Source organism: Streptomyces sp. NPDC055400 (assembly GCF_053644375.1).
The window spans coordinates 395,594-420,565 of sequence record NZ_JBSHLM010000008.1; the positions used below are offsets into that span (position 1 = coordinate 395,594).

Here is a 24,972-nt window from a genome sequence, read left to right on the forward strand (position 1 = left end):
CTCACTACGTCCGCAGCGCGGCAAGCTGCCGCTCGAAGGGGATGACGTCGTCGCCCCACTCCACCGGCGCCGGGCGGGCCGCCGCGAGGCCGGTCATGAGCCGCGCGAGCTCACCGCCCGCCCGTTCGACGCGCTGCTCAAGCCCCTCCGCTCCCCAGTCCTGCGACGCCGCGTACACGGCGGTCGGCACGACCACGGCCCGCAGATGCGCGAACAGCGGGCGCATCGCGTGCTCCAGGACCAGCGAGTGCCGCGGCGTCCCGCCGGTCGCCCCGACCAGCACCGGCTTCCCGGTGAGCGCGTCCTTGTCGAGCACGTCGAAGAACGACTTGAACAGACCGCTGTACGAGGCCGAGAACACCGGCGACACGGCGATCAGGCCGTCCGCCCCGGCCACCGCGTCGAGCGCCTCCCTGAGGGCGGGCCCGGGGAACCCGGTGACCAGGTTGTGCGCGATCTCGACGGCCAGGTCACGCAGTTCGACGACGGTCACCTCGACATCGGCGCCCGCGACCTGCGAGGTCACCGCCTGCGTGAGCCGGTCCGCGAGGATCCTGCTCGACGACGGGGCGCTCAGCCCCGCCGACACGACGACGAGCTTCATACGGACGGCACCTCCTTCTCGTTCTCCTGCTGAGCCGTCAGCTCCGCCTCCGCGACGCGCGACGCGTGCGTCGGCGCGTCCGGCACGTTCGCCGGGCGGCTGTTCGCGAACTCCTTGCGCAGCACCGGGACGACCTCCTCGCCGAGGATGTCGAGCTGCTCCAGGACGGTCTTCAGCGGCAGACCGGCGTGGTCCATCAGGAACAGCTGGCGCTGGTAATCACCGACGTGCTCCCGGAACCCGAGCGTCCGCTCGATCACCTGCTGCGGGGATCCCACGGTCAGCGGGGTCTGCGAGGTGAAGTCCTCGAGGGAGGGGCCGTGTCCGTAGACGGGCGCGTTGTCGAAGTACGGGCGGAACTCCCGCACCGCGTCCTGCGAGTTCTTGCGCATGAACACCTGGCCGCCGAGCCCGACGATCGCCTGCTCGGGGGCGCCGTGCCCGTAGTGGGCGAAGCGCCGGCGGTAGAGGTTCACCATCTGCTTGGTGTGCTCCATCGGCCAGAAGATGTTGTTGTGGAAGAACCCGTCGCCGTAGAACGCGGCCTGCTCGGCGATCTCGGGCGAGCGGATCGAGCCGTGCCACACGAAGGGCGCGACCCCGTCCAGCGGGCGCGGCGTCGAGGTGAAGGACTGCAGCGGCGTGCGGAACTTGCCCTCCCACGTCACGACGTCCTCGTCCCACAGGCGGCGCAGCAGGGCGTAGTTCTCGACGGCGAGGTTGATGCCCTCGCGGATGTCCTTGCCGAACCAGGGGTAGACGGGGCCGGTGTTGCCGCGGCCCATCATCAGGTCGACGCGGCCGTCCGCGACGTGCTGGAGCATCGCGAAGTCCTCGGCGATCTTCACTGGGTCGTTCGTGGTGATCAGCGTCGTGGAGGTGGAGAGGATCAGGTTCTCGGTGCGGGCGGCGATGTACCCGAGCATCGTGGTCGGCGACGACGGCACGAAGGGCGGGTTGTGGTGCTCGCCGGTCGCGAAGACGTCGAGCCCGACCTCCTCCGCCTTCAGCGCGATGGCGAGCATGGCCTTGATGCGCTCGTGCTCACTCGGCGTACGGCCCGTCGTCGGATCGGCTGTGACATCACCGACGCTGAAGATCCCGAACTGCATGGCTGCTCACCCTTCGAGGTTGTTGACGATTCAACTATACCTTCGAACGGTGGGGGTGCCGCCCCTATTCCCAGGTCTCGGCCCATGCGCTTCACCGGCCTCGGCCCATGGGGCTTCCCCGGCCTCGGCCCATGGGCCTTCCCCAGGCCCTCAGTGCGCGGGCGGAGCCCACCGCGGATCCCGACCCGTCGCCGCGAGCAGCCGCTCGAACGCCGACGCGTCCGCGGGCTCCGGCACCGCCTCCCCGAACACCCCCATCGACCGCGCCGTCGGCGCCAGCTCCACGACGGTCCCGGCCAGCCGCTCCACGACGGCGAGCGCCTCCCCCTCGGGCACGTACTCCTGCCCGGTCGCCCGCGCCAGGTCCCAGATGTGCACGGTCAGGTCGAGCAGCGCCATGGAGCCGACCGTGGCCGCCGGCATGTTCATCGCCCCGGTCTTCCCCTCCTCGGCACCCGGCGCCGACCAGGCCGCCACCAGCTTCCGGGCCTCCTCACCGAACCGCTCACGCCAGTCGGGCCCCTCGGCCACCCGGTCCGCGGCGGCCTGCGTGAAGTCGGAGTCCTGCTTCGCGGCCAGCCGCTGGAACTGCTCCATCACCTGGAAGACGTGGTTGACCAGGGCCTTCACGTCGTACTCCGCGCACGGCGTCACCGCTTCGAGACGGTCGTCGGGCAGGGCACGGACGACCGGGACGGCCCGCTCCGCGGCCACGCGCAGAAGATCACCGATGCCGCGCGCGTTCTCCTGGCTGCCGTTGTTCTCGTGACTCTCGTTGTTCTCGCGGGTGTGATTCATGCCGCCAAGCTACGAGCCGGAACCCGGCCCGTCCTGAAGAACGGCGACATACGATCCGGCTCGTCACCGATGAGCCGATGACGCACAGCACCGAACACAGGACGGCCGCGGAAAAGATGACGGACATAGGCCTCGTGCCCTGGACGGACGACGACTTCGATCTCCTGCTCAAGAACAACGCGCCCGAGATGACGGCCCACCTCGGCGGCCCCGAGACCCTCGACCAGCTCATGGACCGCCACCGCCGCTACCTCGCCCTGTCCACGCTCGACGGGCACGGCCGGATGTTCCGCATCACCGCGGGACCCGACGCCCCCGCGGCCGGCTCCATCGGCTACTGGGCGACACCGTGGCAGGGCGAACGGGTCTGGGAGACCGGCTGGGGCGTCCTGCCCGGCTACCAGGGCCGCGGGATCGCCGCCGCGGCCGCCCGCCTAGTCGCCGCCCACGCGGCCGCCGACCGGGCGCGCCTGCGCCATCTGCACGCGTTCCCGCCCGTCGACCACCTCGCGTCGAACGGCGTCTGCCGCAGCGCGGGCTTCACCCTGCGCGGCCCCTGCGACCTCGAGTACCCGAAGGGCCGCGCGATCCGCTGCCACGACTGGCACCTCGACCTGAGGACCCTCAGCCGAGCTTCTTCGTGAAGTGGAACGCCGTGATGTCCATGCGCTCCCGCAGATAGAAGCGGTGCGCGTCCGTCCGGCGCGTCCCCGAGTCCAACTGGAGCGTGCGGCAGCCCAGTTCGCGCGCCCGGTCCTCCAGATACGCGAGCAGCGCCCGGCCCACGCCGCCCGACCTGGCCCGCCCGGCGGTCACCAGATCGTCGACGTACAGCTTGCGCAGCGCGCTCGTGTTGGCGGCCACGCGCCACCCCGCGACGCCCGCGCACGACCCGTCGTCGGTGTACGCGGCCGTGAACCGCAGCCCCTGCGGATACCCCTCCGCGTACACCTCGCAGAACAGCTCGGCGGTCAGGTGCGGGCGCAGCTCCTGGAGCACGGGGAGGACCTCGGCGCCGAGGCGCGGATCGCCGGGTTCCATGTCAGTGATCTTCATACCCAAACGATAGGAGCCACGTCCCGGACCCCACACCCCGGTCTCAGAAGCGGCACCGGCTCAGATGCGTCAGGAGTGTCAGGAGTGTCTGGAATGTCAGAAGTAGTAGACGTCCCCGGTGTCCAGAGCCAGGACCTTATGGGTGCTGTTCTGCGGATTGTGGTCCGCCGACCCGCCGCTCCACACCGTGTCGATCCGCACCGTCACCTCCGAAGGCGCCCCCGCCAGCTGCACCGGCACCCTGATCCGCCCGCCCCTGCTGTCCGCCGGCAGCGCGCCCGTACGGCACAGCACCGTCTGCGCGCCCGCCCGCACACACATCGGCGGCAGCCACCGCGTGTCCGCGACCGGCGCCGACCAGCGCAGCCGCACCGTGGCGTCGGTCACCGCCGACGGACCGTGGTTCTGCGGGACCAGCCAGGTCTCCACCCGGCCCCGGGACATGGTGACCTGTCCGTGATACGCCAGATCGACCTCCGGAACGGACCGTGGCAGAGGCCCGTCGGCAACGGCGGGACCAGCCCCCAGCACCACGACAGCGCTCAGCCCCACCACCCCGAGCCCGCGTCCGGCTTCACGGCCTGCACCACGCCCGATTCCACGCCCGATTCCACGCCCGATTCCACGCCTCACCAGCATGTTCTCTCCGCCCTCTCGTCCACCGCCGCAGATCACCGACCAGGAGTCACCGACCACGAGTCACCGGTCACGCATCACCGGTCACGGTCAGGCGGGTCTCCTGATGTATCCCACGCATCCCGCCCCGCAGGCGCCGTCCAACAGGTGACGGTGTGGCGGCCGCGCACGAGCGACATGGCAGCCTGTTCCGCATGCTCGTCGCCCGCTCCGCGCTCCTCTTCGTCGTCGCCGCCCTCTTCGAGATCGGCGGCGCCTGGCTCGTCTGGCAAGGCATACGCGAACACAGGGGATGGGCGTGGATCGGCGCGGGCGTCATCGCCCTCGGCGTCTACGGATGCGTGGCCACGCTCCAGCCCGACGGCGAGTTCGGCCGCATCCTCGCCGCGTACGGAGGCGTCTTCGTCGCGGGCTCGATCGCCTGGGGCATGGTCGCGGACGGCTACCGGCCCGACCGCTGGGACGTCACCGGAGCCCTCATCTGCCTGGCAGGCATGGCCGTGATCATGTACGCGCCCCGCGGCGGCAGGTGACACCACCGCGCGCGCCCCGCCTATCCTGGCGGGAGTCGATCGCCCGTCCGAGGAGACCAGCCATGACCGCCGCCGCGCCCGCAACCGCCTCCCGCATCGCCGTCATCACCGGCGCGAGCAGCGGAATCGGCGCAGCCACCGCACGTCAGCTGGCGGCGGCCGGATACCGGGTCGTGCTCACCGCGCGCCGCAAGGACCGTATCGAGGCGCTGGCCGCGGAGATCAACGACGCGGGACACCAGGCCGCGGCCTACGCGCTCGACATCACGGACCGGGCCGCGGTCGACGAGTTCGCCACGGCCTTCAAGACCATCGGCGTCCTCGTGAACAACGCGGGCGGCGCGCTCGGCGCGGACCCCGTGGCGACGGGCGACCCCGCCGAGTGGCGCCAGATGTACGAGACGAACGTCATCGGCACGCTGAACGTCACGCAGGCCCTGCTCCCCGCGCTCACCGCGAGCGGCGACGGCACCGTCGTCGTCCTCTCCTCCACCGCCGGTCTCAGCACGTACGAGGGCGGCGCCGGCTACGTGGCCGCCAAGCACGCCGAGCACGTCCTCGCCGAGACCCTGCGCCTGGAGATCGTCGGCACCCCGGTCCGCGTCATCGAGGTCGCGCCCGGCATGGTCAAGACCGAGGAGTTCGCCCTCACCCGCTTCGGCGGCGACACCGAGAAGGCCGAGAAGGTCTACGCGGGCGTCGCGCAGCCGCTCTCGGCGGACGACGTGGCCGACACCATCACCTGGGCGGTCACCCGCCCCAGCCACGTGAACGTCGACCTGCTCGTCGTCCGCCCCCGCGCCCAGGCCTCCAACACCAAGGTCCACAGGGAGCTGTGATGCACCCGGAACCCGCGGACCCGCTGGAGATCCTGCAGCGCGAGGCGGACGAGCGCCGCCGCGCGGAGGAGAAGCGCGGCGAGCGCCACATGTGGTGGTACCTGGCCTACTTCCTCTTCGGCATCCACCTGGTCGCCCTGGTCATGATCTACGCGGTCACGCACGCGAAGTAGGCGCGCGGGCCGAGGGCGGTTCAGCCCTTGACGCAGACGACCTGCTTCAGCTTCGCGACGACCTCGACCAGATCGCGCTGCTGGTCGATGACCTTCTCGATCGGCTTGTACGCGCCCGGGATCTCGTCCACGACGCCGGAGTCCTTACGGCACTCCACGCCCCGCGTCTGCTCCTCCAGGTCCTTCGTCGAGAACTGCTTCTTCGCGGCGTTCCGGCTCATCCTGCGGCCGGCGCCGTGCGACGCCGAGTTGAACGACGCCGCGTTCCCGAGGCCCTTCACGATGTACGAGCCCGTGCCCATCGAGCCCGGGATGATCCCGTACTCACCGGAACCCGCGCGGATCGCGCCCTTCCGGGTGACGAGCAGGTCCATGCCGTCGTAGCGCTCCTCCGACACGTAGTTGTGGTGGCAGGAGATGACCGGCTCGAACGTCGGCTTCGCCTTCTTGAACTCGCGGCGGATCACGTCCAGGGAGAGCGCCATCATGACCGCGCGGTTGTACTTCGCGTACTCCTGCGCCCAGAACAGGTCGTTCCGGTACGCCGCCATCTGCGGGGTCTGCGCGATGAACACCGCGAGGTCGCGGTCGACCAGACCCTGGTTGTGCGAGAGCTTCTGCGCGACGCCGATGTGGTGGTCGGCCAGCTCCTTGCCGATGTTCCGTGAACCCGAATGGAGCATGACCCAGACAGAATCGTCCGTATCGAGGCAGAACTCCCAGAAATGATTTCCGGAGCCGAGCGTCCCCATCTGCTTCGCGGCGCGCTCCTCGCGGAACTTCACCGCGTCCGCGATGCCCTCGAACCGGCCCCAGAAGTCGTCCCAGGCCGCCACGCCGAAGCCGTGCAGCCGCCCCGGATCCACCGGGTCGTCGTGCATGCCGCGGCCCACCGGGATCGCCTGTTCGATCTTCGAGCGGAGCCGGGACAGGTCGCCGGGCAGGTCGTTCGCCGTGAGGGACGTCTTCACCGCCGACATGCCGCAGCCGATGTCCACGCCCACCGCCGCCGGGCAGACCGCGCCGTGCATCGCGATGACCGAGCCGACCGTCGCGCCCTTGCCGAAGTGCACATCGGGCATCACTGCCAGACCCTTGATCCACGGCAGCGTCGAGACATTGCGCAGCTGCTGCATCGCCACGTCCTCGACCGACGCCGGATCCGTCCACATCCGGATGGGGACCTTCGCCCCCGGAACCTCTACATACGACATAGTGTCCTCGTTTCCCCCGTACGCTCCCGTACGTTCGCGTACCCGATCAAAAGTCAGTAATCGCAAATACCAGCGCCAAGGTCGACGAATGGGAAATCGGACCGGCGTTCACAGCAGTGCGTGCGATACACATTGTGTCCATCGGCCGTCCTGTGACGGCAACCGAATAAGCGCGTCCGACGACGTGTCACCTTGTCGAGAGGGGCCATCACCGTGCAGCGGAAGGCGTACGTACCCGGCGTCGCCGCGCTCCTCGCAGCGCTGCTCACCGGCTGCACCGGAGGTTCGGGTGCCACCGGTGACGCCACCGACCCCAAGCCCGGCGACGTCGGCACCAGCGCCGCGGCCGCCCGGCCCGGAAAGTACCGCACCCTGCCCGAGCCGTGCCGTCAGCCCGACAAGGGCACCCTCGACAAGATGCTGCCCGGCATCAAGGAGCTCCCCGAGGGCGACCAGCGCGACAAGGCGTACGAGGGCGCGGCCACGGTCACGTACGACACGGACCGGCGCGTGGGCTGCCGCTGGAAGGACGACGGGGCCGACGCGACGCGTCTTCTGATGGTCGACTTCGAGCGGGTCGTGTCCTACGACAACGCGGTGAGCGACGACACGGAAGCCGGCCAGGTCTTCGCCTCGAAGCAGACCGAGGCGCATCTGCCGGACCCCGTCCCCGCGGACCCGACGTCGCCGACCACCTCCCACTCCTCCTCCGCCGGCACCGACAAGGACACCGCGGACGCCGAGAACGGCACGGAGAAGGGCACGGCGGACGAAGAGAAGAACGCGGACAAGCCGGGCGAAGAGGGCTCCGACGAGGCGTCGGCCGACGCCTCGTCGAGCCCGTCGGACGACTCCGTGCCCGGCGCCGACCTGCAGCCCCGCACTCTTGAGGGACTGGCCGACGAGGCGTTCCTCAACGACCAGCTGACGGCGTCCGCGTCCGCGGGCAGCCACCGCACGGTCACTGTGGTGTTCCGCACGTCCAACGTCATCGTGACCGTCGAGTACGAGCAGCAGCCGGGCGCCTCCGCAAAGGTGCCGGACAGCAAGGAAATGCAGGACAGGGCGCGGGAACTGGCCCGCAAGCTGGCCGGGACGCTGAGCGAGTAACCGGTGGTACGGCGGGGGCGCGGGTCCGCGGAAGCGGAGCCGCGCGGCCCGGCTTGGGCGTACGGTGGCCCATCGGACCCGGGCCGCACCTCTCGGGTACGTACCAGGCAAACCGGAGAATAAGGAACCATGCACCGACCGACCAAGCGACTCACCCGCATATCTGTCTGCGCAGCCGCCGTGCCGGTGATCCTCGTGGCATCCGGCTGCACCTCCGGCTCGGACTCCGGCGACGGGGCCGGCAAGGGCTCTTCGAAGGCGTCGGCGTCCGCGAGTGCCGCGGCCGCCAAGGTGAAGGCGGCGGCGTACGACTCGCTGCCGCAGCCGTGTGCCGCGATCTCGAAGAAGACGCTCGACTCTCTCGTGCCGGAGGCGAAGTCGGGCAAGGCGGGCTCCTCCGACGACGAGTCGGTGCGGGGCACCTGCTCCTGGTCGAGCCTCGACAACAAGGGCGTGAAGGGTTCGCAGTTCCGCTGGCTCAACGCGTCGCTGATGCGCTTCGACTCGGACGCGGCGCGCGGCAGCGGCAACAAGCTGGCCCACGCGTACTTCACCAAGCAGGTGACCGACGCGCAGTCCGTGGACGGCGCGAAGTCCCCGAAGTCGGAGCCGGTCAGCGGCACGGGCGACGAGGCGACGGCGGTGACGTACGAGCTGAAGAAGAAGGAAGGCACCTTCAGGCAGCAGACGATCGTCGCGCGGGTCGAGAACGCCGTCGTGACGATCGACTACAACGGTGCGGGTCTCGCGGGCGAGAAGACGCCCGGCGCCGACGAGCTGGTGAAGGACGCCGAGAAGGCCGCGAAGGAAGCCGTCGCGGCGGTCGTCGCGGCGAACGGGGCGGGCGGCTCGGACACCGCCGGTTCCGCCTCGGCGAAGCCGTCGGACAAGACCTCCTCGAAGCCGTCGGCCACGTCTTCGGACAAGCCCTCGGACAAGGCGTCCTCGAAGTCGTGACCACCTAGGCATCCGGCCGCCAAGTGGCCCTCCGTGGCCACCGGCCGGCATCCGGCAGGCCCCAACTCACTTGCCGGTCACGCCTTTTGCGGAGCCCGGTCCCTTATGGGACCGGGCTCCCGCCGTACCCGGCCACGCGCCGCCACGCCGATGTGCGAGGCTGTTGCGCGCAACAAGGCGTACAGGGAGGGGAGCACGTGTGGCCGCGCCACAGCTGACACGGACGCACCGCATACTCATCGGCGTGGTCGTCGCCGGTGCGGTGGTCATCGCCGGCATCGGTTTCGCGGGTTCGTACGCGGCCGTTCGCTCACTCGCGCTCCAGAAGGGGTTCGGGAACTTCAGCTATGTGTTCCCGATCGGCATCGACGCGGGCATCTGCGTACTGCTCGCCCTGGACCTGCTGCTGACCTGGATCCGGATACCGTTCCCGCTGCTGCGCCAGACGGCGTGGCTGCTGACCGCCGCGACGATCGCGTTCAACGGCGCGGCCGCGTGGCCGGACCCGCTCGGCGTCGGCATGCACGCCGTCATCCCGATCCTGTTCGTCGTCTCGGTCGAGGCGGCGCGGCACGCGGTGGGCCGGATCGCGGACATCACGGCCGACAAGCACATGGAGGGCGTGCGCCTCACGCGCTGGCTCCTCTCCCCGCTGCCCACGTTCCTGCTGTGGCGCCGCATGAAGCTGTGGGAGCTGCGCAGTTACGAGGCCGTCATCAAGCTGGAGCAGGAGCGGCTCGTCTACCAGGCGCGGCTGCGGTCCCGCTTCGGCCGGAGCTGGCGCCGCAAGGCGCCCGTCGAGTCCCTGATGCCGCTGCGCCTGGCGCGCTACGGCGTCCCGCTCGCGGAGACCGCCCCCTCGGGCCTGGCCGCCGCCGGCATCGAGCCGGCGCTGCTGCCCCCGGCGCCGGCACCGGCCGCCCCCGTTCCCGAGCTGGAGCGTCCCGCTCCGGCGGCCACCGCTCCGCAGCCGGCTCCCGTGGAGCCCGGGACTCCGGCCGAGGCGGCGGCCGCCGCTGCCGCTGCCGCCGGTGAGGAGTCGAGCCCGTGGTTCGCGCCCCCGCCGCAGGCGATCTCGTACGACGGTGGCTACGACCCGACATACGACCCCGAGCAGCAGTACGAGCAGTGGTACGAGGAGCAGCCTCCGGCCGAGGCCTTCATCCCTGCGCAGTCGGTCCAGGAGCCGGAGTTTCCCGTTCCGTCCGGGCCGGGCCGCACGCGCCAGCTCGGTGAGGGGATCACGGAGACCGGCGACCCGGCGCCGAGCGACGAGGACCTCTACCAGGTGTTCCGGAAGTCGATAGACGGCGAAGGCGGCCCCACGCCCGGGACGTTCCACGCAAACGTGGAGGCGACGTACGGGCTGAATCTGGAGCCGCGTGAACTGCAGCGCTACATGGAGGCGTTCATGCAGCGCCTGAACAGCGAGTTCATCGAGGATCACATCGCCTGACCCGCCGTACACGCGAAAGGGCCGCACCGGAGCATCCGGTGCGGCCCTTTCCCCGCTCAGGCGCCGAGCAGCTTGCGGACCCGGTCCGCGCCCACGGCGAGCAGCAGTGTGGGCAGCCGCGGCCCGGTGTCACGGCCGACGAGCAGGTGGTACAGGAGCGCGAAGAACGACCGCTGGGCCGTCTTGATCTCCGGCGGCAGCTCCTTCGGCGTCGCGTCCGGCGAGAAGCCCGCCTGGATCTTCGGCACGCCGTACACGAGGTGCGTCAGACCGTCGAGGGACCAGTGCGAGTCCAGGCCCTCCAGGAGCAGCCTCAGCGACTCGCGCGCCGCGTCGTCGAGCGCGGCCAGCGCCTGCGTGTCGGGCTCGGCGCGCACCACGGTGCGGGACTCGGCCGGCACGTACTTGCTGATCCACGCGTCGGCCCGGTCGAGCCGCGGCCGTACCTCGTCGAGCGTGGTGACCGGGTTCTGAGGGTCGAGCTCGCTGAGGATGCGCAGGGCCTGGTCCTCGTGGCCGGCGGTGATGTCGGCGACGGAGGCCAGCGTGCGGTACGGCAACGGCCGCGGCGTGCGCGGCAGTTCACCGGCCGCGGTGCCCACGGCGCGCGTGTACGCGGCGGCGTCCGCCGGCAGGACGGAGCCGTCGGCGACCTTGGAGACGAGCTTGTCCCACTCGTCGTAGAGCCGCTGGATCTCCTGGTCGAAGGCGATCTTGAAGGACTGGTTGGGCCGGCGGCGGGCGTACAGCCAGCGCAGGAGCTGCGGCTCCATGATCTGGAGCGCGTCGGCCGGGGTCGGGACCCCGCCCTTGCTGGACGACATCTTCGCCATGCCGCTGATGCCGACGAACGCGTACATCGGGCCGATCGGCTGCTTGCCGCCGAAGATCCCGACGATCTGCCCGCCGACCTGGAACGACGAGCCCGGGGACGAGTGGTCGACACCGGACGGCTCGAAGATCACGCCCTCGAACGCCCAGCGCATCGGCCAGTCGACCTTCCAGACCAGCTTGCCGCGGTTGAACTCGCTCAGCCGGACCGTCTCGCTGTGGCCGTCGAGCGTGCAGGTGTAGGACAGCTCCGTCGTCTCGTCGTCGTACGACGTGACGGTGGTCAGGTCCTTGCCGCACTCGCCGCAGAACGGCTTGTACGGGTAGTAGCCGCCCGCGCCGCCGCTGCCGTCGTCCTCGTTCGCCGCGCCGGAGCCCTCGGCGGCCTCCAGCTCGGCCTCGTCGACCGGCTTCTGCTGCTTCTGCTGCTGCGGCTTCTTGTCGGGGTTCTTCTTGGTCCGGTACTGGTCGAGGATCGCGTCGATGTCGCCGCGGTGCTTCATCGCGTGCAGGATCTGCTCGCGGTAGACACCCGACGTGTACTGCTCGGTCTGGCTGATGCCGTCGAACTCGACGCCCAGGTCGCCGAGCGCCCCGGTCATCGCGGCCTTGAAGTGCTCCGCCCAGTTCGGGAACGCCGACCCGGCGGGCGCCGGGACCGACGTGAGCGGCTTGCCGATGTGATCGGCCCAGGACTCGTCGACGCCGGGGACACCGGCCGGGACCTTGCGGTACCGGTCGAAGTCGTCCCAGGAGATCAGGTGCCGGACCTCGTACCCGCGGCGGCGGACCTCGTCGGCGACCAGGTGCGGGGTCATGACCTCGCGGAGGTTGCCCAGGTGGATCGGGCCGGAGGGGGAGAGGCCGGAGGCCACGACGACCGGTTTGCCCGGGGCGCGGCGCTCGGACTCGGCGATGACATCGTCCGCGTAACGGGAGACCCAGTCCTGGGTCTCCGCGCCTGTGCTCTGGGCCACGATTCGGTCGTCCTTCTCTGCGAGTCGGGTGGAGCGGGTGAGCTCTGCTGGGGCCATTCTCCCAGTTACCGGGCGCTTGGGGGAAACGCGTTCCGCGAGTGCCAAGGCCACGTAAAAAACAGAGGACCCCGCCGTACAACCCCACGGGCCCCACGCGTGTCCTCACTTCGTGATCACAGACAGATTCCGCGCCGGGCTGCGCGTGGGAGCCGCCGGGCTCGCCATGGCACTGCCCTCCGCCTGCCTCGTCCTGGCAGCGCCCTCCGCCGCGGCGGCCGTTACCTGCGGCGACACCACGTTCAAGCGGACGTTCTACACCAATACGTCGTTCTCGGGTACGCCGAAGAAGACGGACTGCGACACCACCATCGACCAGAACTGGACGGGCGCTCCGCTCTCCGGGATGGCCACGAACAACTTCTCCGTGCGCTGGTCGCTCACCCGGGACTTCGGTTCGGGCGGCTGCTTCACGTACCGCCTCTCCGGCACGGACGGACTGCGCCTGTACGTGGACGGCGTCCGCAAGGTGAACAAGTGGACGAACACCGGTGACTCGGGCAACAGCGTTCCGGGCACCTTCTGCATCGGCTCGGGCAGCCACACCGTCCGCGTCGACCACGCGAACTGGACGGGTCTGTCCCGGGTGAAGTTCACCTGGCCCGCCTCCTCCGACAGCAAGGCGCCGCTGGCCCCGACCGGCATCACCACCTCGTACGACGCGGCGACCGGCAAGGCCACCGCGAGCTGGAAGAAGAACCGCGAGCTGGACATCGACCACTACCGGGTCCTCGTGGAGACCTCCACGACCGGGATCGCGAGCTGGAACACCACCGGCACCAGCACCTCGTACGCGCTGCCGAAGGACGGCCGGAAGTACCGGTTCTGCATCCAGGCCGTCGACAAGTGGACGAACTACGGCGCCACCGCGTGCGGCCCGTACGTCGGCACCCCGGACCAGACGGCCCCGGCCGCCCCGGCCGTGCGCCCCTCGGACGTCACCGTGTCGACGGACCTGGGCACGCCGCGCGTCAACGTCTGGCTCGGCCAGGTCCAGCCGTCCGACGGCCCCGTCTTCACGCTGTGGCGCGCCACGGCCGAGGCGGGCCCGTACACCAAGGTCGCGACCCTCGACCTGCGCGAGACCCCGGACGAGCAGTACCTGTACGACGAGACGCCCGCCGAGAAGCAGACGTACTACTACGCGGCGTCGGCCACCGACGCCGCCGGCAACACCTCGGCGCGCACCACGCCCGTCGCGGTGACCACGCCGGACACGTCGGCGCCGGGTGCCGTGACGAGCCTCGCGGCCAAGGCGGACCCCGACAAGGTCGCGCTGACCTGGGCCGCACCGGCCGACGACGCGGTGCGCTGGCAGGTGTACGGGGCCGACGGCACCGCGACACCGACCCTGCTCGGCACCGCCGACTCCGCCGCGTACTCCGACACCACGGCCAAGCCCGGCGTCGTCCGCACGTACACCGTGTACGCGGTCGACGCGGCCGGGCACCGCTCGTCCGGCGTGAAGATCTCCGCGCGCCGCCAGGTGGCACCGGCCGTGCCCGTGTACCTGCGCCCCGACGCGGACGGCCGTCCCGAGCTGCGCTTCAGGGTGGCGGCGGACAACGACCACAGCGGCGGCTTCCGGGTCTACTCCGGCACCAACGCCTCCACGGCCCGCACGAACCCGCGCGCCTGCGAGCCGAAGGAACTCCTCGCCACCGACACGTACATCGAGTACGGCTGCGTCCTCACCGACTTCCGCGACTCGACGGACCACTACGTCACCGTCATCGCCGTGGCCGGCAACGGCGTGACCTCGACCGACCTCAAGACGATCCGCTACGACGACACCGCCGCGCCGTCCGCCGCGTCCGGTCTCACAGCGACCCCCGAGCCGTGGGGCACGGCCCTGCGCTGGGACAAGTCCACCGCCGCAGACGTGCACGCGTACTGGGTGCGGGCCGGCCGGCCCGAGACGGTCGACGGGGTGCTGACCTGCGCGGGCGGCAACACGACGGTCGTCGACGGGAACGTCACGTCGTTCCAGGACACGTCGGGCCTGCCGGACGGCGAGGAGCGCTGCTGGGAGGTGCGCGCGGTCGACGGCGCGGGCAACGCCTCGGAGCCGGTCACCGTCCACGCCACGGAGCAGGACACCCGCCCCACGGAGGCGACCGCACCGGGCTCCCCCATCGCGGGTCTGGAAGCCGGGGAGAACACCGGTGACGCCGCCCTGAACTGGGACACCCTCGACGGCGCCACCAGCTACCGGGTCTACCGCTGGAACCGCACCACGAGCACCTACGAGCGGATCGCCGACGGCGCCCTCGAGAACCCGTACTCGCAGCAGTTCCGTCACTACCGCGACGAGAACGCCCCCGCCGGGACCGCCGCCTACTACCGGGTGACGGCGGTGTACGCGGACGGCACCGAGTCGGCACCCGCGCTCGCGGCCGTGTCCCTCGCGCCCGCGGCCTGACAAGGCGGCCACCGGGGGCGGGCGGGAATCCATGCGACCACCCGCCCGCCCCCGTGGGAGACTGAAGACGTTTTCTGCACCTCTTCTGTACTCCTACGAGCGGAACGGCAACCACTCCATGGCCTCGGTCACGTCCCTCACGTCCTCCGTCAACCAGCGTCTCTCCGACGCCCTCAGCGCCGCCCTCCCCGAGGCCGGTGCGGGCGCGGACCCGCTGCTGCGACGTAGCGACCGGGCCGACTACCAGGCCAACGGGATCCTCGCGCTCGCCAAGAAGGCCAAGGCGAACCCGCGGGAGCTGGCCACGCAGGTCGTCGAGCGGATCACGGCCGGCGACCTGCTCGCCGAGGTCGAGGTCTCGGGCCCCGGCTTCCTGAACGTCACGGTCACCGACAAGGCGATCACCGAGACGCTCGCCGCCCGCGCCGCCGACGGCGACCGCCTCGGCGTCCCGCTGAAGGACAACGCGGGCGTCACGGTCATCGACTACGCCCAGCCGAACGTGGCGAAGGAGATGCACGTCGGCCACCTGCGCTCGGCGGTCATCGGCGACGCCCTGCGCGGCATGCTCGACTTCACGGGCGAGCAGACGATCGGCCGGCACCACATCGGCGACTGGGGCACGCAGTTCGGCATGCTCATCCAGTACCTGATCGAGCACCCGGGCGAGCTGGCCCCGGCCGACGAGGTCGACGGCGAGCAGGCCATGTCGAATCTCAACCGGATCTACAAGGCGTCCCGCGCCGTCTTCGACGCGGACGAGGACTTCAAGGAGCGGGCCCGTAAGCGGGTCGTCGCGCTGCAGTCGGGCGACAAGGAGACGCTCGACCTGTGGCGGCGGTTCGTGGACGAGTCGAAGGTCTACTTCTACTCGGTCTTCGAGAAGCTCGACATGGAGATCCGCGACGAGGAGATCGTCGGCGAGAGCGCGTACAACGACATGATGGCCGAGACGGCGCGGCTCCTGGAGGAGTCGGGCGTCGCCGTCCGCTCCGAGGGCGCCCTCGTGGTCTTCTTCGACGACATCAAGGGCAAGGACGACCAGCCGGTCCCGTTGATCGTGCAGAAGAAGGACGGCGGCTTCGGGTACGCGGCCTCCGACCTGTCCGCGATCCGCGACCGCGTCTTCGACCTGCACGTCACGTCGCTGATCTACGTCGTGGACGTGCGCCAGTCGCTGCACTTCAAGATGGTCTTCGAGACGGCACGCCGCGCGGGCTGGCTGGGCGACGAGGTCACGGCCCACAACATGGGCTACGGCACGGTCCTCGGCGCGGACGGCAAGCCGTTCAAGACGCGTGAGGGCGAGACGGTCCGCCTGGAGGACCTGCTCGACGAGGCCGCCGAGCGGGCCACGGCGGTCGTGCGCGAGAAGGCCGAGAAGGTGGGCCTGACCGAGCAGGAGATCGTGGAGAACGGCCGCTACGTGGGCATCGGCGCGGTGAAGTACGCCGACCTGTCGACGTCGCCGAGCCGGGACTACAAGTTCGACCTGGACCAGATGGTGTCCCTGAACGGCGACACGTCGGTGTACCTGCAGTACGCGTACGCCCGGATCAAGTCGATCCTGCGCAAGGCCGAAGGCGCGGCCCCGGCCGCCCACCCGGAGCTGGCCCTGGCCCCGGCGGAGCGGGCGCTCGGCCTGCACCTGGACGCGTTCGGCGACACGGTCTTCGAGGCCGCCGCCGAATACGCCCCGCACAAGCTGGCCGCGTACCTGTACCAGCTGGCGTCGCTCTACACGACGTTCTACGACCAGTGCCCGGTCCTGAAGGCGGACACCCCGGAGCAGGTGGAGAACCGCCTGTTCCTGTGCGACCTGACGGCCCGCACGCTGCACCAGGGCATGGCGCTCCTGGGCATCAGGACGCCCGAGCGTCTCTGACCCGGCCTCGGCCTTCCGATACCCGGTAGCCCGATACGCCGGCTGTGCCCCGCCGGAAGTCCCCGGCGGGGCACAGCCGTCCGGGCCCCGGCCGCTATGCGCTGGGGCGCTCGCCCCAGCTGCCCGACCCGATCGGGTAGTCGTAGCCGGGACGGCCGACATCGGCGCTGGTGCGAAACGCCCGCCCCTGGTCGTCGACCTTCAGGACACCGTGGCGACTGCCGCTCGACCACTTCAGCTCCAGGACCCAACTGACGTCGTGGGCCTTGGCGTCCGCCTTGATGTAGAAGACCTCGGGGTCGCTCTCACTGACCTTGTACGGGAAGTCGCGCTGCCCGTTCTCCGGCGCCGAGACCGGGCGGGGCGCGTCGAGATCCACGCCGAACGACTTCGTTTCCACGTTGCCCCCGCAGCCCACGCCCATCGAGTAGTCGTTCCACGCGAGCGGCGCACCGGACTTCATGACGCGGACGTCCATGTCCTCCAGGACCACGGTGCCGCTGCCCGTCCCCTGAACGGTGAGCTTGATCAGCTGCTCCCCCGACGCGACCGCGCCGATCGCGCCGACCCAGTTCGGGGCGTCCTGTTCGAGGGGCGGCGGGGGCACCTGGGACGGCGGCCGGTCGATCAGGAAGTGCTGGCTGCAGGGGCTCTCGTAGATGTACGGGGTGGTGGCGACGGTGAGCGGGGTGCCGGTGGCCGCGCCTGCCGCCGGGGCGGACGGGCTGCCCGGCGCGTCACCGGCCGGGCTGTCACTGCGGGACGGGCTCGTGGAGGGCTTGCGCTGGTGGCCCGGTGACGGGGACGCCTTGCCCGACGGGTCCGCGGAGCGCGCTCCCGGCGTGACGGACGAGGTGGCCCCGGCGTGGTCCTTCCGGTCGCCGCCGTCACCGCCTCCGTCTCCGGCGAGGTGCACGGCGAACGCGCCGGCTCCCCCGGCCACGACGACGGCCAGGGCGGCGGCGAGCACGGCCGCGCGCCGGGAGCGGCGCTTCTCCGGAGCGGGCGCGGGCTCCGTATCGGACACGGGCGCCACGGGTTCCACCGCTACGGCCACTGGTTCCGCCGCTACGGCCACTGGTTCCGCCACGGCCGCCGGTTCCTTCGATGCCGCCGCCGGCTTCGTCCGCCGTGCCGCGTCCGCGAGGACCCACAGCCGGTGCAGCTCGACGAGCTCCTCGGGACCGGCCTTGCACACCCGGGCCAGCCGCTCGACCGGCGCGTAGTCGACCGGCACCGCGTCCCCGTTGCAGTACCGGTGCAGCGTCGACGTACTCATGTGCAGCCGCTTCGCCAGTACGCCGTAACTCAGCCGCGAGCGCTCCTTCAGTCCTCGCAGCAGCGCCGCGAACTCGGCGGTCCCGTCAACCTCAGCCACCGTTCCCCACCCCCCTCATCCCAGTCCGGCGTTCCAGGGCACGGTCGTTTCCCCAGGTCAGAGCCGGTAAGAACGTTCCAGCGTCCCAAGTGGTCCCGCGGTGCTGGCGATGGGGACGGATCACCGCACAAGCTCTGGTCATCCAAGCACGCCGCTTTGAAGGGGATCACCAGTGTCCGTCGCCGCACCCACCCGCTCCCGTGTCCGCCTCCTCACGGCCGCCGCCACGGTCGCCCTGGCCGCACTCTCCCTGACCGCCTGCGACAACGGGGACGGGGTCCGCGACGAGGGCGCGTCGCAGCACCCCTCGAACTCGGCGCCGGCCGACGGCGACAACGGCAAGGACGCGAACGCCGGATCGACGACGGGCTCCAGTACAGGCACAAGCACAGGCACGGGCTCCGGCACCGGAAGTGCGGTCACCGCCAAGCCGAAGTCCCCGCCCGCCTCCACCGGAAAGAGCAACCCCACCGCCCGCGTCACGTGCAACGGCTCCACGGTCAAGGTCGCCGCCCAGTCCGTCACGCGCCCCGTCAACCACATGCTCCTCACAGTGACCAACACGGGCTCGAAGCACTGCGATCTGTACGGCTACCCGGCCGTCCGCTTCGGCGAGGCCCAGTCGGTCCCGCCGGTGATCGACGACTCGCAGCCGCAGGCGGTGGTGTCCCTGTCGCCGGGCCAGTCCGCCTACGCGGGCGTCGCACTCTCCGGCGGCGACGACGGCGGCGGTTCCAACGGGCGTACGGAGAACACGCTTGAGGTGTTCTTCCAGGGCCGCGACACGAACGACGGCGGCCCCGGCGCCAAGGCCGCGCTGCCCGCGAAGGGCGTCTACATCGACGACTCGCTCAAGGTCACCTACTGGCAGCAGTCGATGAGCGACGCCCTGACCTGGTGAGCGGAAGAACGTAAAAAGCTGCCCCGCCGGTCAAGTACCGGCGGGGCAGCGGGAGTTCAGTGGACGGGCGCGGTCACAGGCCGCGCGCGACCTCCGTCGCCCAGTACGTGAGGATCATGTTCGCGCCGGCCCGCTTGATGCCGAGGAGCGTCTCCAGGATGGCCCGGTCACGCTCGATCCAGCCGCGCTGAGCGGCGGCCTCGATCATCGCGTACTCGCCGCTGATCTGGTACGCGGCCACCGGCACGTCCACCGACTCGGCGACCTTGGCGAGAATGTCGAGGTAGGGTCCGGCCGGCTTGACCATCACCATGTCGGCGCCCTCCTCGAGGTCGAGCGCCAGCTCCCGCAGGGACTCCCGCACGTTGGCCGGGTCCTGCTGGTACGTCTTGCGGTCGCCGGTCAGCGACGAACCGACGGCCTCGCGGAACGGCCCGTAGAACGCCGACGAATACTTCGCGGTGTAGGCGAGGATCGAGACGTCCTCCTTGCCGATGGTGTCGAGCGCGTCGCGGACGACCCCGACCTGCCCGTCCATCATGCCGCTGGGGCCCACGACATGGGCACCCGCGTCGGCCTGGACCTGCGCCATCTCCGCGTAACGCTCCAGCGTCGCGTCGTTGTCGACGCGCCCATCGGCGTCCAGGACACCGCAGTGCCCGTGGTCCGTGAACTCGTCGAGGCACAGGTCGGACATGACGATGAGATCGTCGCCGACCTCGGCGCGCACGTCGCGCAGCGCCACCTGGAGGATGCCGTCGGGGTCCGTACCGGCCGTCCCGAGGGCGTCCTTCTTCGCGTCGTCCGGCACACCGAAGAGCATGATCCCGGAGACCCCGGCCTCCAGCGCCTCGACGGCCGCCTTCTTCAGGGTGTCCCTGGTGTGCTGCACGACACCGGGCATGGACCCGATCGCGACCGGCTCACTGATGCCCTCCCGCACGAACGCGGGAAGGATCAGGTCGGCCGGGTGCAGCCGCGTCTCCGCGACCATGCGCCGCATGGCGGGGGTGGTGCGCAGCCGCCGCGGCCGCGCACCCGGGAAGGATCCGTACTCAGTCACACCAACACTCCACGTCGATCTGTACGCCGGACTGTGCCCACGGCCCCTCGGGCCCTACGGCGCCGCCCGACGCCTGCGGGCCCCGGGCCGCCGCTCGCTCGGCCGGGACACAGGATCCCCCGCCTCGAGCGCGGTGGCACGACGCCGCGCGCCGAAGTCGGCCAGCGCCTGCGCCAGCCGGTGAACCGACGGCTCCGGGGACATCACGTCCACGCGCAGCCCGTGCTCCTCGGCGGTCTTGGCCGTCGCGGGGCCGATGCACGCGATCACGGTCACGTTGTGCGGCTTGCCGGCGATGCCCACCAGGTTCCGCACGGTCGACGACGACGTGAACAGCACGGCGTCGAAGCCGCCGCCCTTGATCGCCTCGCGCGTCTCCGCCGGCGGCGGCGACGCCCGCACCGTCCGGTAGGCGGTCACGTCGTCGACCTCCCACCCGAGTTCGATGAGCCCGGCGACGAGCGTCTCGGTGGCGATGTCGGCGCGCGGCAGGAAGACACGGTCGATCGGGTCGAAGACCGGGTCGTACGGCGGCCAGTCCTCGAGGAGACCGGCGGCGGACTGCTCACCGCTCGGCACGAGGTCGGGCTTCACACCGAACGCGACGAGCGCGGCGGCGGTCTGCTCGCCCACCGCGGCGACCTTGATCCCGGCGAAGGCACGGGCGTCGAGCCCGTACTCCTCGAACTTCTCGCGCACGGCCTTGACCGCGTTCACGGAGGTGAAGGCGATCCACTCGTAGCGTCCGGTGACGAGGCCCTTGACCGCGCGCTCCATCTGCTGGGGCGTGCGCGGCGGTTCGACCGCGATCGTCGGCACCTCGTGCGGCACGGCGCCGTACGAGCTGAGCTGGTCGGAGAGCGACGCCGCCTGCTCCTTGGTCCGCGGTACGAGCACCTTCCAGCCGAACAGCGGCTTGGACTCGAACCACGAGAGCTGGTCGCGCTGGGCGGCCGCGGAGCGCTCGCCGACCACGGCTATGACGGGGCGACCGCCCTCCGGGGAGGGCAGCACCTTCGCCTGCTTGAAGGTCTGGGCGATCGTGCCGAGCGTCGCGGACCAGGTCCGCTGGCGCGTCGTCGTACCGGCGACCGTGACGGTCAGCGGGGTGTCCGGCTTGCGGCCCGCCGCGACCAGCTCGCCGGCGGCCGCGGCCACCGCGTCGAGCGTCGTCGAGACGACGACCGTGCCGTCGGACGCGCCGACCTCGGTCCAGCAGCGCTCGGAGGCGGTGCGGGCGTCGACGAACCGCACGTCCGCGCCCTGCGCGTCCCGCAGCGGAACACCGGCGTACGCGGGCACACCGACAGCCGCCGCGATGCCGGGCACGACCTCGAAGGAGACCCCGTCGGCCGCGCAGGCCAGCATCTCCCCGGCCGCGTAGGTGTCGAGTCCGGGGTCGCCGCTGACGGCACGTACGACCCGCTTGCCGCCCCGTGCGGCCTCCATGACAAGATTGGCGCAGTCCCTCAACGCGGGGACCACGGCGGCAGTTGACGCGTCGTCAGCAGCCGCCTGCCCCGGTGCGCCCGGGATCTCCGCGCCGAGGACGGTCACGCCCGCCTTCGCGTGTGTGCGGACGACGTCGAGCACATCGGGCTCGGCGATCAGCACATCCGCTCGGGCGAGCGCCTCCACGGCGCGCAGCGTCAGTAGTCCTGGATCTCCGGGACCGGCACCGAGGAAGGTGACGTGCCCGGTTGCCCAGGTGGCCGAAGGGTCAGAGGTGGTGGGGCTCAAAGTGCTCGCTCCCCCATCAGACCGGCCGCGCCCTTGGCAAGCATCTCGGCAGCGAGTTCTCGACCGAGCGCCAGCGCCTGGTCTTCTGTCTCGGGCACGGGACCGGTGGTGGACAGCTGCACCAGCGCGGAGCCGTCGGTCGTACCGACGACACCCCGCAGGCGCATTTCGTTGGCAATCTGCCCGTCGGCCAGCAGGTCGGCCAGGGCACCCACAGGTGCACTGCAGCCGGCCTCCAGGGCGGCGAGCAGGGATCGCTCGGCGGTCACGGCGACTCGCGTGAACGAGTCGTCGAGCTCTCCGAGCATGGCGGCGAGGTCCGCGTTCGACGCGGAGCACTCGACCGCCAGCGCCCCCTGGCCGGGGGCGGGAAGAACAGTGTCGACCGCGAGGAAGTCCGTCACTTCCCCGATGCGGCCGATCCGGTTCAGTCCGGCGGCGGCGAGCACGACGGCGTCGAGCTCCCCGTTGTGCACGTAACCGACGCGGGTGTCGATGTTCCCGCGGATCGGCACGGTCTCTATGTGCATGCCGTGGCTGCGCGCGTACGCGTTCAGCTGCGACATGCGGCGCGGCGCACCGGTACCGATGCGCGCTCCGTCGGGGAGCTGCGCGAAGGTCAGTCCGTCGCGGGCGACGAGTACGTCGCGCGGGTCCTCGCGCAGCGGCACGGCCGCCAGCGTGAGGTCCGGGTGGGGCGTGGTCGGCAGGTCCTTGAGGGAGTGCACGGCGAAGTCGACGTCGCCGCGCAGCAGCGCCTCGCGCAGCGCCACGACGAACACGCCGGTACCGCCGATCTGCGCCAGCTGCTCGCGGGACGTGTCCCCGTACGTGGTGATCTCGACCAGCTCGACGGGCCGTCCCGTCACCTGCCGTACGGCCTCAGCCACGCGCCCCGACTGGGCCATGGCGAGCTTGCTGCGCCTGGTCCCGAGCCTGAGTGCCCTGTCCGTCATGATGCCCGGCCTCGATTCTTGGCTACCGGCTCGTTCAGCTCGTTCAGATCGGCCCGCGAGACGGCGGCCACCGCCTCCGGGTCGAGGTCGAAAAGGGTCCGCAGCGCGTCCGCGTACCCGGCACCGCCGGGCTCGGCGGCCAGCTGCTTGACCCGTACGGTCGGCGCGTGCAGGAGCTTGTCCACCACGCGCCGCACAGTCTGGGTGATCTCCGCGCGCTGCTTCTCGTCGAGCTCCGGCAGGCGCCCGTCGAGCCGCGCGATCTCGCCGGTGACCACGTCGGCGGCCATCGTGCGCAGGGCGACGACGGTCGGCGTGATGGTCGCGGCGCGCTGAGCGGCGCCGAACGCGGCGACCTCGTCGGAGACGATGCCCCGCACCTGGTCCACATCGGCGGCCATGGGCGCGTCGGCCGAGGCCTCGGCGAGGGACTCGATGTCGACGAAGCGCACGCCGCCGATGCGGTGCGCGGCGCCGTCGATGTCACGCGGCATCGCGAGGTCGAGCAGCGCGAGGCCGCCCGTACGTCCCTCGACGGCGCGCAGGATCTCGGCCTCGCTCAGCACGAGTCCGGTCGCTCCGGTGCAGGAGACGACGACATCGGCACGTGTCAGTTCGTCGCCGACGGCGTCCATGGGAACCGCGCGCGCGGCCACTCCGGTGCCGCCGGGCTCGCTCAGGATCTGTGCGAGCCGCTCGGCGCGCTCCAGCGTGCGGTTGGCGACGACGATCTCGGCGACACCGGCGCGCGCGAGCGTCGCCGCGGCCAGCGAGGACATCGAGCCCGCGCCGATCACCAGCGCACACTTGTCCTTGGCCCATACATCTACAGGGCGCCCGGCGGTCAGCTGCTCCAGGCCGAACGTGACCAGGGACTGCCCGGCACGGTCGATCCCGGTCTCCGAGTGGGCCCGCTTGCCGACCCGCAGGGCCTGCTGGAACAGGTCGTTGAGGAGGCGGCCCGCGGTGTGCAGCTCCTGGGAGCGCGCGAGGCCGTCCTTGATCTGGCCGAGGATCTGGCCCTCGCCCACGACCATCGAGTCCAGCCCGCACGCCACCGAGAACAGGTGGTGAACGGCCCGGTCCTCGTAGTGCACATAAAGATAAGGAGTGAGCTCCTCGAGACCGACGCCGCTGTGCTGGGCGAGCAGCGTCGAGAGCTCGGCGACACCCGCGTGGAACTTGTCCACGTCGGCGTACAGCTCGATGCGGTTGCACGTCGAGAGCACCGAGGCCTCGACGGCGGGCTCGGCGGCGAGCGTGTCCTGGAGCAGCTTCGCCTGGGCGTCCGCGGAGAGCGCGGCGCGCTCGAGGACGCTCACGGGAGCGCTGCGGTGGCTCAGGCCTACGACGAGGAGACTCATGCCGGCATCACGGCGGGGACATCCCCGTCGGGTCCCTTGCGGGCCGGCTTCGCAGCGGCGGCGGCCGGGGGCTCGGCGCCGGCCTCGTCCACCGTGTCGTCCTGGCCCTCGCCGGCCTTGCGCTGCTCGTGGAAGGCGAGGATCTGGAGCTCGATGGAGAGGTCGACCTTGCGCACGTCGACGCCGTCCGGCACGGACAGGACGGTCGGCGCGAAGTTGAGGATCGAGGTGACACCGGCGGCGACGAGCCGGTCGCAGACCTGCTGGGCCGCGCCCGCGGGCGTCGCGATGACGCCGATGGAGACGCCGTTGTCGTCGATGATCTTCTCGAGGTCGTCGGCGTGCTGCACGGCCATGCCCGCGACGGACTTGCCGGTCATCGCCGGGTCGGCGTCGATCAGGGCGGCGACACGGAAGCCACGCGAGGCGAAGCCGCCGTAATTGGCAAGAGCGGCGCCGAGGTTACCGATACCGACCATCACGATCGGCCAGTCCTGGGTGAGGCCGAGCTCGCGGGAGATCTGGTAGACGAGGTACTCGACGTCGTAACCCACACCGCGGGTGCCGTAGGAGCCGAGGTACGAGAAGTCCTTGCGCAGCTTCGCGGAATTGACCCCCGCGGCGGCCGCGAGCTCCTCGGAGGAGACCGTGGGAACCGAGCGCTCCGACAGGCCGGTGAGGGCCCGAAGGTACAGCGGAAGGCGGGCGACGGTGGCCTCGGGAATTCCTCGGCTGCGGGTCGCCGGTCGGTGAGTTCGGCCAGTTGCCACGGTGCTCCTGCGGGTAGAGCGGGGCTGCGGGCGGTCGTACGTCCCAGGACCGCCCCGTCGAATGCAGGCTATGTCTTTGTGAACGCGTGCACAAAGATTGTGTCCGATTTGCCCGGGCAACGTGACCGGGGTCACGCGCC

Annotated in this window: 23 protein-coding genes; 10 read left to right on the forward strand and 13 right to left on the reverse strand. The window is 70.9% G+C overall.

Annotation, left to right across the window (positions count from 1 at the left end; translation table 11 throughout):
* Positions 1 to 4: 4 nt before the first annotated feature.
* From ACWIGU_RS23345 to ACWIGU_RS23355, 3 genes are all read right to left on the reverse strand, one after another.
* Complete coding sequence (locus ACWIGU_RS23345; RefSeq protein WP_454403616.1) at positions 5 to 604, reverse strand: FMN reductase; 600 nt, start codon at positions 602 to 604, stop codon at positions 5 to 7.
* Positions 601 to 1,716: an LLM class flavin-dependent oxidoreductase gene (locus ACWIGU_RS23350; protein ID WP_356278912.1), complete on the reverse strand. Its 1,116-nt coding sequence runs from the start codon at positions 1,714 to 1,716 to the stop codon at positions 601 to 603. Before ACWIGU_RS23350 ends, ACWIGU_RS23345 begins: the two co-directional genes overlap by 4 nt.
* A 150-nt stretch (positions 1,717 to 1,866) precedes the next feature.
* Positions 1,867 to 2,514, reverse strand: coding sequence for a TIGR03086 family metal-binding protein (locus tag ACWIGU_RS23355; protein ID WP_454403618.1), 648 nt, complete (start codon positions 2,512 to 2,514; stop codon positions 1,867 to 1,869).
* A 77-nt stretch (positions 2,515 to 2,591) separates the two neighbouring features.
* Here ACWIGU_RS23355 and ACWIGU_RS23360 point away from each other — a divergent pair, with 77 nt between their 5' ends.
* Entirely contained in the window at positions 2,592 to 3,158 is a 567-nt protein-coding gene (locus tag ACWIGU_RS23360; protein ID WP_454403620.1) for a GNAT family N-acetyltransferase, read from the forward strand.
* On the opposite strand, the gene ACWIGU_RS23365 is transcribed toward ACWIGU_RS23360, so the two are convergent.
* Together ACWIGU_RS23365 and ACWIGU_RS23370 are read right to left on the reverse strand one after the other, a co-directional pair.
* A complete protein-coding gene (locus tag ACWIGU_RS23365) occupies positions 3,139 to 3,570 on the reverse strand; it encodes a GNAT family N-acetyltransferase (protein ID WP_454403621.1) in 432 nt (143 codons plus the stop codon). The genes ACWIGU_RS23360 and ACWIGU_RS23365 overlap by 20 nt on opposite strands.
* Before the next feature lie 96 nt (positions 3,571 to 3,666).
* Positions 3,667 to 4,014, reverse strand: coding sequence for a hypothetical protein (locus tag ACWIGU_RS23370; RefSeq protein ID WP_454403622.1), 348 nt, complete (start codon positions 4,012 to 4,014; stop codon positions 3,667 to 3,669).
* 386 nt (positions 4,015 to 4,400) lie between these two features.
* Here ACWIGU_RS23370 and ACWIGU_RS23375 point away from each other — a divergent pair, with 386 nt between their 5' ends.
* The 3 genes from ACWIGU_RS23375 (at position 4,401) to ACWIGU_RS23385 (ending at position 5,751) form a co-directional block, all read left to right on the forward strand.
* Complete coding sequence (locus ACWIGU_RS23375; RefSeq protein WP_454403669.1) at positions 4,401 to 4,739, forward strand: YnfA family protein; 339 nt, start codon at positions 4,401 to 4,403, stop codon at positions 4,737 to 4,739.
* 62 nt (positions 4,740 to 4,801) lie between these two features.
* Positions 4,802 to 5,578 (forward strand): SDR family NAD(P)-dependent oxidoreductase, encoded by a 777-nt coding sequence (locus tag ACWIGU_RS23380; protein WP_454403623.1) that lies wholly within the window; start codon positions 4,802 to 4,804, stop codon positions 5,576 to 5,578.
* On the forward strand, positions 5,578 to 5,751 hold the full coding sequence (locus ACWIGU_RS23385; RefSeq protein ID WP_454403624.1) for a hypothetical protein: 174 nt from the start codon (positions 5,578 to 5,580) through the stop codon (positions 5,749 to 5,751). The genes ACWIGU_RS23380 and ACWIGU_RS23385 overlap by 1 nt, the downstream gene beginning before the upstream one ends.
* 20 nt (positions 5,752 to 5,771) lie before the next feature.
* Here ACWIGU_RS23385 and ACWIGU_RS23390 read toward each other — a convergent pair whose 3' ends face one another.
* A complete protein-coding gene (locus tag ACWIGU_RS23390) occupies positions 5,772 to 6,965 on the reverse strand; it encodes an RtcB family protein (RefSeq protein ID WP_454403625.1) in 1,194 nt (397 codons plus the stop codon).
* 213 nt (positions 6,966 to 7,178) lie between these two features.
* Between ACWIGU_RS23390 and ACWIGU_RS23395 the strand changes: the two genes are divergently transcribed.
* The 3 genes from ACWIGU_RS23395 (at position 7,179) to ACWIGU_RS23405 (ending at position 10,488) form a co-directional block, all read left to right on the forward strand.
* Positions 7,179 to 8,075 (forward strand): DUF3558 domain-containing protein, encoded by an 897-nt coding sequence (locus tag ACWIGU_RS23395; RefSeq protein ID WP_454403626.1) that lies wholly within the window; start codon positions 7,179 to 7,181, stop codon positions 8,073 to 8,075.
* Positions 8,076 to 8,204: 129 nt separating this feature from the next.
* Positions 8,205 to 9,032 carry a DUF3558 domain-containing protein gene (locus tag ACWIGU_RS23400; protein ID WP_454403627.1) on the forward strand — a complete coding sequence of 276 codons (828 nt, stop codon included), beginning with the start codon at positions 8,205 to 8,207 and terminating at the stop codon, positions 9,030 to 9,032.
* Between the two features lie 199 nt (positions 9,033 to 9,231).
* Positions 9,232 to 10,488 (forward strand): DUF2637 domain-containing protein, encoded by a 1,257-nt coding sequence (locus ACWIGU_RS23405; RefSeq protein WP_454403628.1) that lies wholly within the window; start codon positions 9,232 to 9,234, stop codon positions 10,486 to 10,488.
* A gap of 56 nt (positions 10,489 to 10,544) precedes the next feature.
* Here ACWIGU_RS23405 and lysS read toward each other — a convergent pair whose 3' ends face one another.
* On the reverse strand, positions 10,545 to 12,353 hold the full coding sequence (lysS, locus tag ACWIGU_RS23410) for a lysine--tRNA ligase (protein ID WP_454403629.1): 1,809 nt from the start codon (positions 12,351 to 12,353) through the stop codon (positions 10,545 to 10,547).
* 112 nt (positions 12,354 to 12,465) lie between these two features.
* On the opposite strand from lysS, the gene ACWIGU_RS23415 reads away from it, so the two are divergent.
* The gene (locus ACWIGU_RS23415) at positions 12,466 to 14,775 is read left to right on the forward strand and encodes a PA14 domain-containing protein (protein ID WP_454403630.1); all 2,310 of its coding nucleotides are present in this window, start codon (positions 12,466 to 12,468) and stop codon (positions 14,773 to 14,775) included.
* 118 nt (positions 14,776 to 14,893) lie between these two features.
* Entirely contained in the window at positions 14,894 to 16,660 is a 1,767-nt protein-coding gene (gene argS / locus ACWIGU_RS23420) for an arginine--tRNA ligase (RefSeq protein ID WP_454403631.1), read from the forward strand.
* A gap of 94 nt (positions 16,661 to 16,754) precedes the next feature.
* On the opposite strand, the gene ACWIGU_RS23425 is transcribed toward argS, so the two are convergent.
* The gene (locus ACWIGU_RS23425; protein WP_454403632.1) at positions 16,755 to 18,038 is read right to left on the reverse strand and encodes a helix-turn-helix domain-containing protein; all 1,284 of its coding nucleotides are present in this window, start codon (positions 18,036 to 18,038) and stop codon (positions 16,755 to 16,757) included.
* 172 nt (positions 18,039 to 18,210) lie between these two features.
* On the opposite strand from ACWIGU_RS23425, the gene ACWIGU_RS23430 reads away from it, so the two are divergent.
* The gene (locus ACWIGU_RS23430) at positions 18,211 to 18,939 is read left to right on the forward strand and encodes a DUF4232 domain-containing protein (RefSeq protein ID WP_454403633.1); all 729 of its coding nucleotides are present in this window, start codon (positions 18,211 to 18,213) and stop codon (positions 18,937 to 18,939) included.
* Positions 18,940 to 19,012: 73 nt separating this feature from the next.
* Here ACWIGU_RS23430 and hemB read toward each other — a convergent pair whose 3' ends face one another.
* The 5 genes from hemB to ACWIGU_RS23455 are packed head-to-tail and all read right to left on the reverse strand — an operon-like array spanning position 19,013 to position 24,832.
* Entirely contained in the window at positions 19,013 to 20,002 is a 990-nt protein-coding gene (hemB, locus tag ACWIGU_RS23435) for a porphobilinogen synthase (RefSeq protein ID WP_454403634.1), read from the reverse strand.
* A gap of 54 nt (positions 20,003 to 20,056) precedes the next feature.
* A complete protein-coding gene (locus tag ACWIGU_RS23440; protein ID WP_454403635.1) occupies positions 20,057 to 21,742 on the reverse strand; it encodes a uroporphyrinogen-III synthase in 1,686 nt (561 codons plus the stop codon).
* On the reverse strand, positions 21,739 to 22,698 hold the full coding sequence (hemC, locus tag ACWIGU_RS23445) for a hydroxymethylbilane synthase (protein WP_100599397.1): 960 nt from the start codon (positions 22,696 to 22,698) through the stop codon (positions 21,739 to 21,741). Before hemC ends, ACWIGU_RS23440 begins: the two co-directional genes overlap by 4 nt.
* Complete coding sequence (locus ACWIGU_RS23450) at positions 22,695 to 24,062, reverse strand: glutamyl-tRNA reductase (protein ID WP_454403636.1); 1,368 nt, start codon at positions 24,060 to 24,062, stop codon at positions 22,695 to 22,697. The genes hemC and ACWIGU_RS23450 overlap by 4 nt, the downstream gene beginning before the upstream one ends.
* A complete protein-coding gene (locus ACWIGU_RS23455) occupies positions 24,059 to 24,832 on the reverse strand; it encodes a redox-sensing transcriptional repressor Rex (protein ID WP_329571474.1) in 774 nt (257 codons plus the stop codon). Before ACWIGU_RS23455 ends, ACWIGU_RS23450 begins: the two co-directional genes overlap by 4 nt.
* Positions 24,833 to 24,972: the final 140 nt, after the last annotated feature.